The following is an 18,792-nucleotide window of genomic DNA, read 5'->3' on the forward strand; positions in this document are numbered from 1 at the left end:
CGACGGCGGCGCGCGCCTTGCGAAGGCCGCTTGGCGGGAATGTCAGACCCCCATTAGAAGATGCTGATATGGGAATTAGGGCGGCAGCGGGGACAGGACTGGAGGCTATCTGCGCCACCGTTGCCGCCCTCGCCGCGCTTGATGCCGAGGACGCTGCCCTCGCATCTGCCAGTGCTTCGGCTGTGGCCGGAGACGGTGTGGATGTTCTTCAGCGGGCGTATGAGATCCGGCTTGAACGCCTGGGGCTCGAGTCAAAGCTGGAGGCCCAGGCCGCTGCACGAAAAGCCAGGTCCGCCGTCCAAGCCATGGACCTGCAGCAGGCCATGACTCCCCCGGATGCGCCCCTGCACGAGCGGACCTACACCGAGATGTCGACCATCGAGGAGATCGCCGGGATCCTGACCATCAGTTCCGGGGCCGCGTCCGCGTTCGTGACCCAGTCCCGGCAGGTGTATTCGCTGCCGCCGGTCATGGATGCCCTCTCGGTTGGGGCCCTGTCCTGGCAGCAGGCCCGCATCTTCGCGGACGAAACCGAGGCCCTGGACCACCCGGCCGCGGCCGCGCTGGTGGAGCATTTCCTCGACCCCGAGGCACCCAACCCTGCCAGGGGCTGCCCGGCATCGGAGCTGGTGCCCGGTCGGTTACGGGCAAAGGTGCGCAGCTGGCGGGAACGCCACCACCCCGAATCCATCGAAAAACGCCACCGCAAGAGCGCCGCGGACCGGCGGGTGGAATACACCCCGGACCGGGACGGGATGGCCTGGATCTCCGCCTACCTGCCTGCGCACAATGTCATGGCGATCTTGAACAGAACCACAGCCATAGCGCGCGGCCTCCAAAACCCCGAGGACCCCCGCACACTCACCCAGCTCAAAGCCGACATCTTCACCCACCAACTCCTCACGACGGGCGCTCCTCCGGAACCGGCCGCGGGCCTCAGCCCAACAGGGGCCCCCACGCCCCGCGCCGATGTCCTCGTGACCGTCCCGGTCTTCGCACTGCTGGGCCTCACCGATGAGTCCGCCGAACTCGACGGCTACGGACCCATCCCCGCCTCCATGGCCCGCGAACTCCTCGCCGGCGGCGCCGACTCCTTCCGCCGCGTCCTGCTCGACCCCCGCGACGGAACACCCCTGGAAATCGGCCGCACCAGCTACCGCCTCACCAAAGCCATGAAAAAAATCCTGCAGCTGCGGGACCGCAAATGCGTCTTCCCCGGCTGCAACAACAACAGCCTCGACAACGACACCGACCACCTCACAGCCTGGCAACACGGCGGAACCACCGGCATCAGCAACCTCGCACAACTCTGCCCACGCCACCACCGCCTAAAACACAACAGCCGATGGCAACCCACCGCCGCGACCAAGGACGAACCACCCGGCTGGACCTCACCCACCGGCCGCCACTACCAAGCCGAACAACCCGACCGCGAACCACCACAATGGCCACTCGGCATCCTCCCACAGGGAACCAGTCCGCCGAAAAGCAGTCCACCGAGAAGCATTCCGTCGAAAGCCGATTTATCCGACATCAGTCCGCTGGAGGGGGTACTGGTCCAGCTCCTCTCACGATGACCGGGCAGGGTCGGACCCGGCCAGTCCATGCCATGGCCAACAGGAAAGCCTCCATCATGCCGCCTTCCCGCCATCAGGCTGCCCCCCAGTCATGTCCGGCGGCCTTCGCCCCGGGCCTCAAGCTTCCAGGCCTCATGTTTCCGGGCCCCAAGCTTCCGGGCCCCAGGCTTTCGGGCCCAGGCTTTCGGGCCTCAAGCTTGTGTTCCGTCCGGGCTGGCCCTACCGTGAGGGAACTTGGCGGCTAAGTGCGGGTGTGGGCATGCGGAGGTTTACCTGGTTCGCGCGCTGCATCCTCCCGTGCCTGCTGGCCATCGTCCTCTCCGGTGCAGCTGTCCCGGCGTCTCCTGCCGCCGTCGTGCCTTCACCAGAAGCGGCCATCCCTGACGGTGCCTTGGGTGCCGTGGACGACTTCCTGCGCAAGCAGATGGCGGAGCTGGGGCTCCCTGGTGCGGCCGTCGTCGTGCTGAACGACGGGAAGCAGGTGCACTCCGCGGCGTTCGGCCGAGCCGACGGCTCTGGACGGCCGATGACCACGGACACACCGGTACTGCTGGCTTCGACCACCAAGTCCCTCACTGCAGTCGCAGTGCTTCAGCAGGTGGAGGCCGGCCGCCTCCGGCTGGATGAGCCGGTGCAGACGTACCTTCCGTGGTTCGCGCTGCGGGACGGCCGCTCGTCCGCGATCACCGTGCGACACCTGCTCAACCAGTCCAGCGGCATGGCGTCCAGGGACACCGCATTCGAGGGATCGTTTGCGCAGGGCCCGGAGGCGCTGGAGGAAAGCATCCGGGCATTGTCGACAGCACCCCTGGCAGGCGTACCCGGCGAGGCGTTCGGCTATGCCAACGCAAACTTCAACGTTCTTGGGCTGCTGGTGCAGACAGTGAGCGGGCAGCCTTTCGGGGACTACATGCGGGAGCACGTCTTCGGGCCGCTGGACATGGCGCACAGCCATCCGAACCGTGCTGCCGCCCGTGCTGACGGGGCGGCCGCTGGCTACTCGCGGTGGTTTGGTTCCTTTTGGCGACCGACGGAGGTGCCGGCGCCAAGTACCGGAATGCCGTCAAGCACCATGTACTCCTCGGCGAATGATCTGGGCCGCGAGCTAGCGATGCTGTTGGGCGACGGCTCCATTCCGGGTGGCCCGCGAATGCTTCAACCAGGCAGTGTTCGGACCATGCTCACGCCCGGCGTCAGGGTCGACGGGTCGAAGATGTACGCGATGGGGTGGTTCACCCGGCCGCTGGAGGAGTCCCTGCCGGCGGGCTCCGGTGGTGCGAGGCCCGGCGGTTCCGGGAGTGGCCTGCCGTTGCTGGCCGAGCACCAGGGCGAATGGGGCAACTCGCACACGTACCTGGCGATGGTCCCGTCCTCCGGGTTGGGTGTCGCCTTGGTCATCAACGCCAACGACACCTCGGCTCCGTCGCGGCTGAAGTCGATCGACACGAACATCCTGCGGATCCTGCATGGCCAGGAGCCGGTGCCGGCCGTGGTGCACGAGGACTGGCTGCAGCGCTACAGCTGGGCGGTGGCACTGGTGCTCCTGGTCACGGAACTGCTCAGCTTGTGGCTGGCGCTGCGCGTGTTGTTTCCGCGGCCGCCCGGGCGTTATGGCAGGCTGCGGCTCCTGTCGGTGGGGGTCGGCGCGCTGGTCCTTGATGCGTTCGCTTTGTGGCTGTGCTTAAGCTACGCCCCCGCCAAATTCGACACCGGCCTGGAGGTCATCATCCGCCAGTTCCCCGACGTTGGCGTAATGCTGGTGCCGGTCCTCGGCCTGGCGCTGCTCTGGTCGCTCCCCCGGACGGTGTGGCTGCTCGCTTGGCATCGAAGCCGCACAAGACGGGCACCGCCGAGGGCAAGAACCTCACCATTTGGATGAGAGGGCCTTTCGTCCCTGTTGCCTCCGGCCTTGGCAGTTATCTACTGAGGTAGCACCGGCGTTATTGCGGTCACCGGCCGAAATGCTGGACAGCCTGTAGTCCATTTTCGACTCAGAATTAACGAAACTGCCGGTCATCCGCGGCTGACATCTGGCAGGTGGAAAGAGGGCAGGTATGCGGGAACTCCATCCCCCGACGCTGCAGTTCCTCGGGGCAACGGACACAGTGACAGGCTCCAGGTACTTGATCCGCTCCCAAGACCACAGGGTCCTCATAGAGTGTGGGCTTTTCCAGGGCTATAAGCGTCTACGCGACCGTAATCGAATACCTTTCCAGATCAGCCCTGCAAACATTGATGCGGTGATCCTCACCCACGCGCATTTGGACCACAGCGGTTACATTCCAGCATTGGTGCGCGACGGGTTCCGCGGTCCCGTGTATGCAACGCCTGGGACTGCGGAACTCTGCAAGTTGCTGCTGCCCGACAGTGGCTACCTCCAGGAAGAGGAAGCCCGATATGCCGACCGCCGGGCATCCTCGACCCACCACCCCCCGGTGCCGCTCTACACCGCCGAAGACGCCGTCCGATCACTCAACAGCTTCAAAACCCGCGACTTCGACTACCCGTTCCCCTTGCCCGGCGGTATTGAAGCCATGTTTCTGCCAGCCGGCCATATCCTGGGCGCCGCCCAGCTGCACCTCCAATTGGCAGGCCGGACGGTGCACTTTACCGGCGACCTGGGACGGGCCGATGACCCCCTGATGTACCCGCCCAGGGCCCTGGACCCAGTCAATGTACTGGTCGCTGAATCCACCTACGGCAACCGCACACATCCGCCAAACAACTCCGAAGCCGAGCTCGGCGAGATCATTGCCCGCGTGGCCAAGCGTCATGGCGTCATCATGATTGCAGCGTTCGCCGTCGGCCGGGCTGAAACGGTCCTGCTGCACCTGTCCCGGCTTCTCAGCAAGCAGGCAATCCCGCCGATTCCGATTTTCCTCAACAGCCCGATGGCAATCGATGCATCCGACATATACCAACGCCACCGCGAGGAACACAGGCTCAAGGAGCACGAATTCAGGGCGATGTACAAAGTGGCCACGCCGGTCCGCAGCCCTGACGAGTCCAAACTGCTCAATCTCCGCGGCGGGCCCATGATCATCATTTCCGCCAGTGGCATGCTTACCGGCGGCAGGATCCTGCATCACCTTGCAGCCTACGGACAGGACCGGCGCAATGCCCTTATTCTCAGCGGATACCAAGCCGGCGGAACCAGGGGCGCCTCGCTCGCCGCAGGCGAACAATACGTGCGCATCTACGGCAAGGACATAAAGGTCGAGGCAGAAGTCATCCAAATGGAAGGACTATCCGCCCACGCCGACTCCAACGAGCTGATCCAGTGGATGAAGACCGCCCCAGCAGCCCCGTCCATGACCTACGTGACCCACGGAGAGCCCGACGCATCGGATGCCTTGCGGGCCCGGATCAAACGCCAGCTTGGATGGAATGCCCGCGTCCCCGAACACCTGGAAACCGTTTCAGTCGAGAATCCCCGCTGAGGGAGAGAACCGGGATCCTGCTACCGGTCCAGCTTCACCACGGTAAAGAGCACGGCCGAGTCCTCTTCGGCCTCCAGGCTGTGCATCCCGTCCGGGACGATCAGCAAGTCACCGGCCTTGCCCTGCCACGCCTCGCCGCCGGACCGGAGCCAGACCGACCCCTTCAGCACATAGACGGTTGCCTCGCCCGGGTTCAGGTGTTCGCTGAGCTTTGTGCCGGCACGGAACGCCATAACGGTCTGGCGCAGCTTCTTCTCGTGGCCGCCGAACACAGTGTCCGAAGCCCGCCCGCTGGATCCGGATACGGCGGCCTCAAGCTGTTCCCGGGCCAGGGCGTCAATCGATAGCTTCTGCACAGGTACTCCCGTCCCGATAGGAACTGCCGGCGCCCATCTTGAGGCCGGCAGCGCCACGCACTCCAGTAGCTGGGAATCATACGCCCGCCGCAACCCAACTTCCAACGGTTTACCCTCTCGGGCCTACCCTCGTACTCCTTCCCGAAACAGGGCCACGTGTCCCGACCCCTGCCGTTCCACACCGCAAGTCAAGGGGTGCCAAACAACGAGAGGGCGGCCGGTTAGTACCGGCCGCCCTCAGTTTCAGGGATTGCTATGACGTCGTATTCCTGAAGATCCAGAGTCCGCTGTCCCGGTCGCTGCCCAGGATGTAGGTCCGGCCGTCTTCACCGATGAACGTTTCCACGCCCCAGAAGTCGTTGCCGTGCTCGTCGAGGTAGCTGCCTACCTCCACCAGCTCACAGGTGCTGGTCTCCGACGGGTCGGCGCACTCAATCCGGACCGCGCGAAGCCCGCCGGAGTAGTAGGACAGGTACGCGAGGCTCGGGTCCTGCGGATCCACTGCTACTTCGTGGACACTCAGGTCCCCAAAACCAAACGCTTTTTCAGGATCGTGGGCTTCGGGAATCGCATAGGTATCCAGGTCCTCAAGGGTGGTGGCATCCAGCAGGTGGACGTAGCCCCAGCCGTCGAAAATCGAACCCACTTCAATCTCAGCGCCGGTGGTCCCCACCGCAAGGTCTTCAGGATAGGTCCACGGTGCGTCCAGTGGCGCCAGGTCGAAGAGTCGGTGGAAGGCCGCATGGGTAGTGCAGACGGCCACGATCTCATCCACGAACGCACCGGAACCGCAGAACGGTTCCTCACCTGGTACCTCGCCGCTGTGATGGTTCACGAATAGCACCGCATCCCAGCCCGCCTCGGCCGCTTCATGGGCCTTCTCGCCCGGGAAACAGGCCTCCTCTGCTGCATTGGGGTCACCCACGGGTCCACGCTGGAGCACAAGGATGGTTTCCTCGCCGGGTTCCAGTGATTCCACATAGCCGGGGATGCTCTCCGGCGCCGGAATGGCTGTGGAATCCGGGCAGCCGTAGCCGCCGTAGACCACCGGGCCGTTCAGGGTCAGGTCATCCAGGATCGCCGGGGCCTGGCCGCCGGAAACAATCACCGACGGGTAGGTGCCCTGATGGTCTCCGCTGGTGATGGTGAAATCGTCGGTGCGGTAAGGGGCGAAGTCCTCGTCTGTGCCGATGATGAACCGGTTGTCGATGGTGAATTCGGCTTGGTGTGCGTTGCCCTCAGGAGTCAGGGACACGCCCAGGGATTCGAGCAGTTCCGGGTCAACGGTGGCGAACTCCGAGTCTCCCAGGAACTCCGCCTCGGCCGGATTGTCCACGTTCAAAAGGATGTAGCCGCCGTCCCAGTAGGAGAGGAGCATGATGAAATGACCGTCAATTTCCTTGACTACCATGTCGTGCAGGAATGAATCGGTGAGCCCGAGGTTGGGTTGATTCACGTTGAAATCGTTCAGGTCGTACTCGGCGACAAGGCGCGGGCGGCGCGGATTGGTGATATCGAAGATGTCCACGTCCGTGGCTTCTTCATTATCGGTCACCACAACGTAGGCGTTGTCGCCGGCGTCCCAGGCAAACGCGCTGTGAATTTCGTTGGAGTCACTGCTGCCCGGTTCCCGGTCACCGAAATTCTCTGAAAGCCGTTTGGGGTTATTCGGATCGGTGACGTCAAAGAGGGACACGCCGCCTTTGCCGTTTTTGCCGCATTCTTCGTTGTTCACCATCAGGATCTCGCCCGAGAACTGTGCGGTGGTAATTTCGGTAACTTGCAGGCCTTCGCCCGGTCGTGTGTCCTGGTGGGAGGGGATGAACCCTATGAGTTTCGGTTCAGACCCCGGTGGGGGTGAGGCCTGGTCCACGGTTGAGATATCGAGGATGTAGACGCCCGCGTCCGGGCTGGTCTGTCCGCCGGTTTCAGGTCCGGCACAGTCAGGCTCGCCCCAGTTGGCGAGGTAGGCGGTGTTGCCGTCCGGCGACACACTGACGTCTGCGATGAGGTCGGGTGTGTCGGTCAGGTCGACGACATCGACCAGTTCGATAATTCCAGATTCTCCGGTTCCGACGAGGTGTCCCTCATCCGTGCCATGCTGGCCATCCGGATCTGCTACGGCGCCAGTCAGTCCAAATGCTGACAGCGTCAGGGTGCTGAATGCTGCAAAAACACATAATTTACTGCGTTGTGGCATTGTTTGCCCTCCGGCCGAGTTTCTCTTGAGACCCCCCAATGGCGCTCAGCCTAGACCTGCAATTATTCCAGTGTCCAGATGATTTTTTAATTGCCCCGGACCCCTTCGCGGCCGCTCGAAAGCAGCACTTAGTAGGGGCTGAGCCTCGTAATCAGCGGAAGAGCACAGTATCGGAAGCGCGCCCGCTGGAAACCGGACAGGGCCGCCTCAAGCTGGTGACGGGCCAAGGCTAGAACTGCCAGTCCCCGATAGTACGCTCTCTGTTAACGACGGTGGGACACGCAACTGTTGACACCAGGCCACAGTCCGGCGGCGGGCTTCATCAAACGTGCCGGCCCTAACGACAGGAGCGATCAATGGAGGCGGACGTCATCATTGTCGGCGGCGGACTGGCCGGGCTGGTAGCCAGCAATGAATTGGTCAGGGCAGGCAAGCGCGTGGCTATCGTGGAGCAGGAGAACGCGGCCAACCTCGGCGGCCAGGCCTACTGGTCCCTCGGTGGCCTCTTCCTCGTGGACACCCCCATGCAGCGCCGCCTCCGCGTCCGGGACTCCTTCGAGCTCGCCTGGCAGGACTGGCAGGGCTCGGCCCAGTGGGACCGGCTCGACGGCGAGCACCCCGAGGATGAATGGTCTACGCAGTGGGGACGCGCGTACGTCGAATTCGCCACCGGGGAGAAGCGCCCCTAGCTTCAGGAACAGGGCATCCGCTTCACGCCGCTGGTCGGTTGGGCCGAACGCGGCGACGGCAGGGCCGGCGGCCACGGCAACTCTGTCCCCCGTTTCCACGTCCCGTGGGGCACCGGCACCGGCGTCTCCGAGCCCTTCGCGGATAAGGCCCGGGCAGCGGCCGGGATAGGGCAGGTCCGGTTTTACTTCCGGCACCGGGTAGACGGTTTAACGTACGACGGCGGCGCAGTCACCGGAGTGCGCGGGAGTCTCCTCGCGCCGGATGCCTCCCCGCGGGGAGTAGCCTCGAGCCGGGACGTTGTAGGCGAATTCGAACTGCACGCGCAGGCCGTGGTGGTTGCCAGCGGCGGCATCGGCGGGAACCATGACCTGGTGCGCAAATGGTGGCCGGAACGCCTCGGTACACCGCCGCGAAGAATGGTCACCGGGGTTCCGCACCACGTGGACGGCCGGATGCTGGACATCGCAGAGGCGGCCGGCGCCCGGCTGGTCAACCGCGATCGGATGTGGCACTACACGGAGGGCATCCGGAACTGGAACCCCGTCTGGCCGGACCACGCCATCCGGATCCTGCCCGGGCCGTCGTCGCTATGGTTCGACGCGCTGGGCCGCCGGCTCCCCGCACCCGGCCTGCCCGGGTACGACACCCTCGGTACCCTCCGCCTCCTCCGTACCACGCCCGAGATCCAGCAGTACAGCCACTCCTGGTTCATCCTTACCCAGAAAATCATTGAAAAGGAGTTCGCCCTCTCCGGCTCCGAGCAGAACCCGGACATCACAAACAGGGACCTCAAGCTCCTGCTCCGGACCCGGCTGGGACGCGGCGCCCCGACCCCCATCGAGGCATTCAAGGAACGCGGCGCGGACTTCGTCGTCGCCGGCAACCTGGCCGACCTGGTCAGCGGCATGAACGGGCTCACCGGTGAACCCCTGCTGGACTATTCGCAGGTCCGCCGGCAAATCGAGGAACGTGATGCAGAGATCCGTAACGCATATTCCAAGGACATCCAGGTCACCGGCATCCGCAACAGCCGCCGCTACCTCGGCGACAGGCTCTTCCGCACCGTCAGTCCGCATCGCATCCTCGACCCTGCCGCGGGTCCGCTCATTGCGGCGCGCCTGCATGTGGTCACCCGCAAAACGCTCGGCGGCATCCAGACCGACCTCACCGGCCGGGCCCTCGGACAGGACGGGTCCCCCATCCCCGGCCTCTACGCCGCCGGGGAGGCAGCGGGCTTCGGCGGTGGCGGCGTGCACGGTTACAACGCTTTGGAAGGCACCTTCCTGGGCGGGTGCATCTTCACGGGCCGGACGGCGGGACGTTCCCTGGCCAGCAGGCTCTAAGTCCGTGAACTGGGTCTAAAACCCGGTGATGGAGAAGGGTGACATGGCTGCCCCCGCCCCCAGCGCCGGCCGCTGCAGGTAGGTTTCGAGTTCAGGCAGGGGAATGCCCGCAGCGCGGGCAAGTGCCGAGGCACTCACGCTGCGGCTCGAAGCCTGCCTCAGCGCGGCACACAGTTCCTCCTCCACGGCGTCCATCTCCCACTGCAGCCGTTCGAGCCGCGCAGACGCCAAAGTGACGTCCCGCAGCGAGTCTGCCTCTACGTCCGGCGCCAGCGAAAGCGCGCCCAAAAGTGCCGGAGCCGCGGCTGCAGGAGGCTGGAGCGGGATCACGTCGGCCTCAGGAAGGCTGACCATGCTGCTGTCAAAGGGTTCTGCTACGGCTGTCATGTCATCTCTGATCTTGGTCGGCGCGTTTTATCTAGCTTGCCTAGTATTTAGTACATCAAACTAAATGTCCACTCGCTATTCAGTCAACCCTCGCCACCTGCTCCATGGCGTCACGCATCCTGGTGATGAACCGCAGCACGGTGGCCAGTTCCTCCGAATCCATCGCCTCAATAACATCAGCCAACGGCCGCCTTGCCTGGTCCAAGGCATGCAACTCCGCATCGTCGACCTGAGGAGTGGCCCGCAGAATTACGGCCCTGCGGTCCAGGGGGTGGGGTTCGCGCCGCACGGCGCCGCTCTGCACCAACCGGTCGACGAGCGCTGTAACGGAAGCCGAGCTGAGTCCAAGGCGGGTGGCCAGCGCCGTGGGCCGAAGCCCTTCCCCGGCGGCGGAGGCATCGCGGACAAACCGGAGGGCAAGGGCGTCAGTAGCTCCCCGGTCCATGATGGACCGCGTGCGCCGCAGCATGGACGTTTCCGCCGCGCGGTATTCGCTGAGTGCATCCAGAACGTCAATGAAGGTGATCCCCTGACGGGCCTCACGGGTGTCCAGGCTTCCTGCGCTGGGAAATGACCCCATATCCTTTTCCCTCGATAGGCTACTTACACGCTTCTCAAGCAAACAATAGTAGGTGATTTTCCGCGGACAGGCACGCTGGAATCCACTATGAACGAGTGGTCCCCTGCTGGTTTCCGCCGGGCCTGCCCGCGGTACCCTCAGTCCATGGACGCCGACACGCTGGTCAACTTCCTGCTGGTGCTCTTCTTCGTGCTGCTGGGCGGGGTGTTTGCCGGAACGGAAATGGCGCTGGTCTCCCTTCGTGAAAGCCAGGTCCGCCGGATGGAGAAATCGGGAAGGCGCGGCGCCCGGATCGCGGCGCTTGCAGGTAATCCCAACCGGTTCCTCTCCACCGTCCAGATCGGCGTCACCCTCTCCGGCTTCTTCTCCGCCGCATATGGCGCGTCCACGATTGCGCCCGACGTCGAGCCCCTCCTCGAAGGCCTCGGCCTCGGCGCCGCTGCCGAGCCCGTCGCCTTCATCGGCATGACGCTGCTGGTGGCCTACCTCTCCCTGGTGCTTGGCGAACTGGTGCCAAAGCGCCTGGCCATGCAAAGCGCCGTCGGCTTCACTAAGGTCCTGGCACCTCCCCTGCATGTCCTCTCCGAAATCATGCGCCCGGCCGTCTGGCTGCTGTCCGTTTCCACGGATGCGGTGGTCCGGCTCTTCGGCGGCGATCCGAAAGCCAAGCAGGAGAGCGTCTCATCGGAGGAACTGTGGGACATGGTGGCCCAAAGCGAGGAACTGGACAGGCACAGCCGCACCATCCTCACCGACGTCTTCGGCGCCGGCGACCGCTCACTGCAGGAAGTGATGCGCCCCCGTACCGAGGTCACCTTCCTCAGCGGCGACCTGACCATCGCCGAGGCACGCAGCCAGGTGCGCGACGGCCCCTTCTCCCGCTACCCGGTAATCGACAGGACGCCCGACGACGTCCTCGGCTTCATCCACGTCCGTGACCTCATGCCCCGGGACGGGGAGCAGGAGTACGACGGCGGCCGGGTGCGGGACATCGCGCGGGAAATCCTGCCGCTGCCCGGCACCAACAAGGTGCTGCCGTCGCTGTCCCGGATGCGCCGCACGGGTACGCACATCGCGCTGGTGGTGGACGAGTATGGCGGCACGGACGGGATCGTCACCCTCGAGGACCTGGTGGAGGAACTGGTGGGTGAGATCTACGACGAGTACGACGCCGGCACCGACCCCGAGGACCGGACCATCAAGTCCGGCGGGTCCCTGGACGTGGACGGCGCGCTGATCCTGCAGGAGTTCGAGTCCGTGTCCGGCATCGAACTGCCGGATGGGCACTACGAGACGGTTGCGGGATTCGTCATAGACCGGCTCGGGAGGTTGCCGCACCTCGGGGACCGGGTGGAGGTGGCCGGGCATGTGCTCACGGTGACAGGCATGGACCGGCTGCGGGTTTCACGGATCCGGGTGACGCCGGTGGGCGCCCCGCCGGAGCCTGCCTGACAGCTCCGGTCCCCTTCGGGCCGTCAGCCCTTCTTCAGCTCCTGGGCCAGCATCACCAGGATTCCACTGGGACCGCGCAGGTACGTCAGTTTGTAGATGTCCTGGTAGGTGGCCACCCCGCGCAGCGGATGGCAGCCGTGCTTCGCGGCAATCGCCAGGGCTTCGTCGATGTCATCAACCGAGAACGCCACCCGGTGCATGCCAATTTGGTTGGGCCGGGTGGGCTCCGTCTCGATCGCCTCGGGATGCATGTACTCGAAGAGCTCGAGCCGGCCGTGGCCGTCAGGCGTCTGGAGCATCGCAATCCTGGCGTGGTTGCCATCGAGGCCGACAGCGGTGTCCGTCCATTCCCCGCTGACGGTGTCCCGGCCCACCACCGTCAGACCCAGGTCGGTGAAGAACCCAATCGCTGCTTCAAGGTCGCGGACTGCGATGCCGACGTTCTCGAGTTTGATGGTCATGGGCTGCACGCTACCGAGGCTGGCGGTCCCGGTCCAGAGCCAAAACTGTCCTGATCCAGGGGTCAACTATCGCGTGGTACGCCGCCGATTTGTCCCGGCGGACACAGTGCCCGGCACCGTCGACCACCCGGACCTCGAGCCTCGGGTTGCCGATGGCGGTGAGAACAGCGCGTTTGGCCTCATCCACAAAGACGTCCCGGGTCCCGCAGACCACCAGGGCGGGGACGTCCAATGCCGCGGCAACGTCTGCATACGGCACGGGCAGGGCTGCGAGGCCCGTGGCCAGGAAGGCGTCGTCGCACAGCGTCTTTGCCCGGGCCCACTCATACATCTCGCTTTCGGGCCAGTGCGGATGTTCCTGCCGGCCTTTTGCCAGTTCCCCCGTGAGGTCGGCGCGGAAGTTGCGGGCAGCGACAACGTTCCAATGTGCCGCTGCGTCCTGGTCCCAGTCGCCGGTGGCGAACCAGGCAGGATCCTCAAGCACAAGGCCCGCTACAAGGGCAGGCGCACGTACCGCAAGGGCGGCGGCGATGCCGGCTCCCATCGAGTGGCCTACCAGGATGGGCTTGCCCAGGCCTTGCGATGAGATCTCTTGTACTGCCGTCAGCGTTGTTTCCAGCATCGCCTCCATGGGCCCGCGGCTAAGCTGGCCCGGCGTGAAGCGCGGAGAAGCACCATGGCCGAGGGCGTCCAGTGCTGCAACCCGGTACTCGCCCGCCCAACTGGAGACAGCCTCTGCCCAGCAACGGCCGGAGTCTGTCAGGCCGTGGAGCAGTACGAGCGGCCCGGCTGCAGCGTCGTCCCGCCCGTGCCAATGCACAGCCAGGACCCCCGCCGCCCGGGTGTATCCACCGGTTCCGGACCTCACTGCACCACCCAGGCACTAGTGTCAGCCGGGAGCATCCCGTCCACAAGTGGCGCGCTGGCGAGGACCAGGTCGCCGTCAGGGAGCCGTACCGGCGCATTGCCGAAGTTGGTGATGCAGCGCCAGCCTCCGGGCCTGGAAAAGTGCAGGACGCTGCCTGCCTCGCCACCCTCCCAGTGCATCGTTTCCCCGGCCTGCAGTTTGGTGCGCAGCGCAAGAGCGGACCGGTACAGCTCGAGAACACTGTCCGGCCGTCCGTCCTGGGCTGTGACGGCGTGCTCACCAAACCAGTGCGGCTGGGGCAGGTGGGCCACAGCCTGCCCGAAGCCGAACGAACGCCCGCGGGTGTCCCAAGGCAAGGGAACCCGGCACCCATCACGGCCCTTGATCCGGTGGCGGCTGCGCTTCCACATCGGATCCTGCAGGACGTCCCGGGAGAGGTCTGCGACTTCGAACAAGCCCAATTCCTCCCCCTGGTACAGGTAGGCGGATCCGGGGAGGGCAAGCATCAGCAGTGTAGCCGCACGAGCGCGCCTCAACCCGACCCCCCGGTCCTCCGACGGCTCGCGGCCATCGGAGAGCAGCCACCCGTTATGCACTCCCGCCCCGGCCGGCAGCCCATAGCGTGAGGCATGCCGGACTACGTCATGGTTGGAGAGCACCCACGTGCTCGTTGCCTTGCTCTTCGCTGATTCGGCCATGCTGGCCATGATGGTCCGACGGAACTGTCCCGGGTCCCAGTCGGCAACGAGGAAGTCAAAGTTGAAGGCCTGTCCCAGTCCTTCGGCGCTTGCATAACGGGGACGGCGTCCGGCGGGCACCCATGCCTCCGCCACCGCCATTTTGGGAGGGTTGTACTCGTTGAAGAGCTGCCGCCAGGCGCGGTATATCTCGTGCACCTCGTCCCGGTCGAAGATCGGGTCGCTGCCGTCCGCAGGGGTCAGCCCCGCGTCCGTGGTGGGCTTGGAGCGCAGTGGTTCGGCGAGGTCCTTGGCAAGGGCATGGGCAACGTCCACCCGGAAGCCGTCGACGCCCCTGTCAGCCCAGAATCGCAGCGTGTGAAGGAAGTCCTCGCGGACTTCCTGGTTGTCCCAGTTCCAGTCCGGCTGCTCCTTTGCGAACAAGTGTAGGTACCACTGGCCGGGAGTGCCGTCCGGCTCCGTGACCCGGGTCCAGGCGGTGCCCCCGAAGTGGGAGGTCCAGTCCGACGGCGGCTGGTCACCATGGGGGCCGAGGCCGTCACGGAAGATGTACCGTGCACGGGCCGGCGAGCCCTTTGGTGAGGCCAGGGCTTCCTGGAACCAGGCGTGGCGGTTTGATGAGTGGTTGGGAACGATGTCCACGATGATTTTCAGCCCTGCAGCGTGAAGCGCCTCCACCAGGTCGTCGAAGTCCTCGAGCGTGCCCAGGTTGGGGTCCACACCGCGGTAGTCGTCCACGTCGTAGCCGCCGTCGGCCAAAGCGGAGGGGTAGAACGGGCTGAGCCACACGGCGTCGACGCCCAGCGCCTTTAGATAGGGCACGCGCGAGGTGATGCCGCGCAGGTCGCCGATCCCGTCCCCGTCGGCATCGGCAAAGCTGCGGGGGTAGATCTGGTAGACGGCTGCCTGCCGCCACCAGTTGGCGTCGGTGGCCTCGGCCGGAAGGGGGTCGAAGGGCATGGGTGAACTCCTAGGGTCGGCGTCCCTGTGTGGCGGGACGGTCCGTGAAAGGGGTGGAGGCTTACTTGGTGCTGCCGGCGCTCAGCCCGCCGATGATGTACCGCTGGAGCCAGAGGAAGAGCACGATGACGGGAACGGCGATCACGATGCAGCCCGCCGAGAACGCGCCGAAGTTTTCGCTTTGGTTGCCCAGCACCATGCCGTGCAGCCCGACGGCGAGCGTCTTCACCGAGTCGTCGGTGAGGAAGATGCTGGAGAGGATAAAGTCGCCCAGCACGCCGATCACTGATAACAGGGCCGTGATGGCCAGGACCGGTCGGGCCAGTGGCAGGACGATCTGCCAGAAAATCCGCGCGTGTCCTGCACCGTCGAGGGTCGCTGCCTCGTCGATCTCGCGTGGCAGGGTGTCGAAGAAGCCCTTGAGAAGCCACACCTGGGCCAGGGATCCGCCCATGAGTACCAGTCCGTAGCCGAGGAGGGTGTTGAGCCCGACGGCGGGGACCACCTCGCCAAAGTCCGCCACCAGGGTGAACAGTGCCACTGTCGCCAGGAACTGCGGAAACATTTGGATGAGCAGCACGCCGAGCAGTCCTGCCCGGCGTCCCCGGAAGCGGAACCGCGAGAAGGCGTAGGCGGCCAGGGTGCTGCACAGCACCTGCCCCGCACCAACCGCCGCCGCGACCATCAATGAATTGCCCATCCACCGCAGGAAGGGGCCGCGTTCGCCGCTGAACAGGGTCTCAAAGTTCTCCAAGGACAGCTGGGCGGGGAGGAGGCTGCCGCCCACTGTGCCTACGGGGTTCAGCGCCGCCGAAAGGATGTACAGGAGCGGGAAAAGGGCGACGGCGGCACCCAGGATGCCGACGACGTGCCGCCATCCCAGGTCGCGCCACCAGCGCCGGAAGCTGCGTGAGGGCCGGCTGGGGTGCGTTTCCGGCTCGCGGTGCTCCGCGGGGGCGGAAAGGGTGGTGCTCATTGGATTTCCTCAAGCGATCTGGTGGAGCGGAACTGTATGGCCGCCAGGACGGCGGTCAGCAGGAAGAGGAGGGTTGAGCCGGCAGCTGCAAGCCCGAACTGCGCGCCTGATGTGCCGAAGGCCATGCGGTACACCGCGCTCAGGAGGATGTCTGTTTCGCCGATCTGCGCCCCGGGCGGGAAAGGCCCTCCTCCCGTCAGGAGCTGGACGGCGTTGAAGTTGTTGAAGTTGAAGGCGAAGGAAGCCACCAGCAGTGGCGCGACGGAGATGAGCAGCAGTGGCAGTTTCACGTGCAGGAATCCGCGCACCGGGCCCGCGCCGTCTATGGCTGCTGCCTCCCCGACGCTGTCCGGAAGGGACTGCAGCGCGCCGGTGCAGATCAGGAACATGTACGGGAACCCCGCCCACAGGTTGGCCACCAGGATGGCTCCCTTGGCCAAGGTGGGTTCACCGAGCCAGTCGATGGCAGCGCCTCCCAGCAACCGGTTGATGAGCCCAAAGTCCTTGTTGTAGAAGCTGGACCAGACCATGAAGGTGATGAAGGTGGGGATGGCGTAGGGGACGATCAGGACCGACCGGTAGAAACGGCGGCCCCTCATGCCTGCCCGGTCCAGCGCAACGGCGAGCAGCAGGCCGATGACGAAGGAACCAAGGACGGAGACCGTCGCCAGGACCAGCGTCCAGGCGAAGGAGCCGATGAAGGCTGACCGCAACACGGGGTCCGCCAGGAGTTTCACATAGTTGTCCAGACCGACGTTCTCCTGCCACGACTGGTCCGAGATCCTTCGCCCCTGGCTGTCCGCGAAGTACGAGCGGTCGCCGTCTTTTTGGACGGTGTACGTGGTACCTGTGGCTGTATCCCGGAGGGTGTCGCCGGTGGCGTCGTATTCCAGCCTTGGCGCCTGCAGCTGGGCTGAGCTGACGCCGGAAGGGCGGATGACGCCGTCGTCCGCCGGGATCGACAGGTCGCGGATGGCCGTGCCCGCCGCGTTGAATTGGGCAGGCGTCAGGATTGTGTATCCGCGGACTTCGGTGACCCGTCCGCCGCTGACCGCAGCCTCCCCCGGGCCGAGCTTCTCGAGGCCCTGGTCCGTCCCTTTGAAAGCCTCTCCCGTTCCGGGATCGACAAGGAAGAAGGTGAAGGGGCCTGAGGACAGGGACCCGGTGGTGCCTGCGGTCAGCGTATAGGCCGGTGAGCCGGGGACAGGTTGCAGGGAATTCTGGACTATGGTGGCCACCGTCTCCTCCTTGCTGGTCCGGGTGCCGTCGCCGAAGTTCGTGGTGGAGATCTGGAGGTTGTACACAATCGGGACGATCATGAACACGGCGAGGAAGACCAGCCCGGGCAGGAGATACTTAGCGGGCAGGGCGCCCCTGCCCAGGTAGGCGGCGAAAACCGCCAGGCCGATGAGCCAGGCACCGGCGAGCATCCACCAGTGCGAGCCTGCCACCAGCACGGGGGTGATCCACAGCAGCGTTCCGGTGCCGGCCCCCAGGACGAGGACCTTCAGCAGGAGGGCCCCTACAGAAGAGGCAGGGCCAAGGGAGAGTGCGGGTTTCCTGCCGTTCGTCGAAGGGGCGGTGGTGGTGCGGCTTTCCATGTCACTTGCCTTTTGCTGCAATCGTCTGTCCGGCCTGGACCATCGTGGACTCAGGATCGGCGCCGGCCACGATGTTTGCCTCGGCCTGTCCCAGCGGGCCCCATACGGCGACCATCTGCGGCACCGACGGCAGGGGCGTGCCTTTGGCAGCAGCAGCCGCGATGGTCGCAGTCTCCGCATCCTCCTGGGAGGCGATCGCCAGGGCGGAGCTCAAGGCGGGCGGACGTGGCTGGGCCCGGTACAGAGCCAGCTGTGTTTCCTCGCTCAGTGCAGCCTTGCCAACGAACTCCTGCGCCAGGGCTTTGTTCTTACCGTGGGCGGCCACGAAAAATGCCTGCACGCCTACGAAGGGGGCGGCCGGCTGCCCGCCTGCGAAGCCCGGCACCTCACTGATGCCGTAATCGATGCCGGCCTTCTTCAGGGTCGGGACGGCCCAGGGGCCGGAAACCAGGTACGGGACCGTGCCTTCGGTGAACAGGGAGATGGCGTTGTCCGGGGAGACTGAGCGGCTGAGTACTCCGCTGCCCTTTTCGCCGTACTCGGCGAGTTTCCGGGCGAACTTGATGGACCCTTCCTTGCCAACGCCGACGTCCGCGGTGTCCACGGTGCCGTCCGGACGAGTCCCGAACAGGTAACCTCCGGCCGAGGCGTAGAGCGGCTGCATGGAGTACGGCTCACCCAACTGGCCGATCTGGAGGCTCAGCGGCAACTTCGCCCGGCCAGCCCCAACAAGTTCCAGTCCGTTGGCGGCGAGTTCGTCAAAGGTACCGGGGGCAACAGGAGCCAGTGCCTTGTTGCGGAATAGCACAACTGACTCAAAAGCGTAGGGGATGCCGTATGTCTGCTTGTTGTAGGTCACGGCGTCCAGGGCCACCGGTTCGAGGCTCTCCAGCTGAGGCTGGCCTATTGCCACAGGGTCCACGGCACCGTTTTGCACCATGTTCCCGATCCAGTCGTTTGCGCCGACAACAATGTCCGGGCCGGACCCTGCGGCGTCTGCCGTGATGTAGGCCGTCTGCAGGTTGTTGACACCCTGGACGGCGACACTGATTCCGTTCTGCTCGCCGAACTGCTTCACCGCTTCCTGAAGGACGGGAGCGGTTTGCAGATCGGTCCAGATGACCAGGTCCGCATTCTCCCGCTGCGGCGCCTCCCCGCCCGCCGGCTGGGCCGCGGCGCTCGCCCCGGAGCTCTGTTCCGGCG

Annotated in this window: 14 protein-coding genes and 1 pseudogene; 5 read left to right on the forward strand and 10 right to left on the reverse strand. The window is 65.3% G+C overall.

Going from position 1 to position 18,792, the window contains the following annotated elements:
• Nucleotides 1-68: 68 nt before the first annotated feature.
• The 3 genes from ACYQ1Z_RS18010 (at nt 69) to ACYQ1Z_RS18020 (ending at nt 5,017) form a co-directional block, all read left to right on the forward strand.
• Nucleotides 69-1,577 (forward strand): HNH endonuclease signature motif containing protein, encoded by a 1,509-nt coding sequence (locus ACYQ1Z_RS18010; RefSeq protein WP_459793915.1) that lies wholly within the window; start codon nt 69-71, stop codon nt 1,575-1,577.
• 259 nt (nt 1,578-1,836) lie between these two features.
• On the forward strand, nt 1,837-3,456 hold the full coding sequence (locus ACYQ1Z_RS18015) for a serine hydrolase domain-containing protein (RefSeq protein ID WP_459793916.1): 1,620 nt from the start codon (nt 1,837-1,839) through the stop codon (nt 3,454-3,456).
• A gap of 175 nt (nt 3,457-3,631) precedes the next feature.
• A complete protein-coding gene (locus ACYQ1Z_RS18020) occupies nt 3,632-5,017 on the forward strand; it encodes an MBL fold metallo-hydrolase RNA specificity domain-containing protein (RefSeq protein WP_459793917.1) in 1,386 nt (461 codons plus the stop codon).
• Nucleotides 5,018-5,037: 20 nt separating this feature from the next.
• Here ACYQ1Z_RS18020 and ACYQ1Z_RS18025 read toward each other — a convergent pair whose 3' ends face one another.
• Complete coding sequence (locus tag ACYQ1Z_RS18025; protein WP_459793918.1) at nt 5,038-5,373, reverse strand: cupin domain-containing protein; 336 nt, start codon at nt 5,371-5,373, stop codon at nt 5,038-5,040.
• A 253-nt stretch (nt 5,374-5,626) separates the two neighbouring features.
• Nucleotides 5,627-7,573: an LVIVD repeat-containing protein gene (locus ACYQ1Z_RS18030; protein WP_459793919.1), complete on the reverse strand. Its 1,947-nt coding sequence runs from the start codon at nt 7,571-7,573 to the stop codon at nt 5,627-5,629.
• Nucleotides 7,574-7,929: 356 nt separating this feature from the next.
• Here ACYQ1Z_RS18030 and ACYQ1Z_RS18035 point away from each other — a divergent pair.
• Nucleotides 7,930-9,606, forward strand: a pseudogene (locus ACYQ1Z_RS18035) (FAD-binding dehydrogenase).
• A 15-nt stretch (nt 9,607-9,621) separates the two neighbouring features.
• Here ACYQ1Z_RS18035 and ACYQ1Z_RS18040 read toward each other — a convergent pair.
• Nucleotides 9,622-9,993, reverse strand: a complete 372-nt coding sequence (locus ACYQ1Z_RS18040) for a hypothetical protein (RefSeq protein WP_459793920.1) — start codon at nt 9,991-9,993, stop codon at nt 9,622-9,624.
• Nucleotides 9,994-10,072: 79 nt separating this feature from the next.
• Nucleotides 10,073-10,573 (reverse strand): MarR family winged helix-turn-helix transcriptional regulator, encoded by a 501-nt coding sequence (locus tag ACYQ1Z_RS18045; protein ID WP_459793921.1) that lies wholly within the window; start codon nt 10,571-10,573, stop codon nt 10,073-10,075.
• 144 nt (nt 10,574-10,717) lie between these two features.
• Between ACYQ1Z_RS18045 and ACYQ1Z_RS18050 the strand changes: the two genes are divergently transcribed.
• Nucleotides 10,718-12,025: a hemolysin family protein gene (locus ACYQ1Z_RS18050; RefSeq protein WP_459793922.1), complete on the forward strand. Its 1,308-nt coding sequence runs from the start codon at nt 10,718-10,720 to the stop codon at nt 12,023-12,025.
• 23 nt (nt 12,026-12,048) lie between these two features.
• On the opposite strand, the gene ACYQ1Z_RS18055 is transcribed toward ACYQ1Z_RS18050, so the two are convergent.
• The 6 genes from ACYQ1Z_RS18055 to ACYQ1Z_RS18080 all read right to left on the reverse strand — a co-directional run.
• Nucleotides 12,049-12,486, reverse strand: coding sequence for a VOC family protein (locus tag ACYQ1Z_RS18055; RefSeq protein ID WP_459793923.1), 438 nt, complete (start codon nt 12,484-12,486; stop codon nt 12,049-12,051).
• A gap of 10 nt (nt 12,487-12,496) precedes the next feature.
• Complete coding sequence (locus ACYQ1Z_RS18060) at nt 12,497-13,354, reverse strand: alpha/beta fold hydrolase (protein ID WP_459793924.1); 858 nt, start codon at nt 13,352-13,354, stop codon at nt 12,497-12,499.
• Nucleotides 13,351-15,012, reverse strand: coding sequence for a glycoside hydrolase family 13 protein (locus tag ACYQ1Z_RS18065; RefSeq protein WP_459793925.1), 1,662 nt, complete (start codon nt 15,010-15,012; stop codon nt 13,351-13,353). The genes ACYQ1Z_RS18060 and ACYQ1Z_RS18065 overlap by 4 nt, the downstream gene beginning before the upstream one ends.
• A gap of 61 nt (nt 15,013-15,073) precedes the next feature.
• Nucleotides 15,074-15,988: a sugar ABC transporter permease gene (locus ACYQ1Z_RS18070; RefSeq protein WP_459793926.1), complete on the reverse strand. Its 915-nt coding sequence runs from the start codon at nt 15,986-15,988 to the stop codon at nt 15,074-15,076.
• Entirely contained in the window at nt 15,985-17,589 is a 1,605-nt protein-coding gene (locus ACYQ1Z_RS18075; RefSeq protein ID WP_459793927.1) for an ABC transporter permease subunit, read from the reverse strand. The genes ACYQ1Z_RS18070 and ACYQ1Z_RS18075 overlap by 4 nt, the downstream gene beginning before the upstream one ends.
• A 1-nt stretch (nt 17,590) precedes the next feature.
• A partial coding sequence (locus ACYQ1Z_RS18080) for a sugar ABC transporter substrate-binding protein (RefSeq protein ID WP_459793928.1) occupies nt 17,591-18,792 on the reverse strand: 1,202 nt, incomplete at its 5' end.

Source organism: Arthrobacter sp. AD-310, assembly GCF_054656615.1.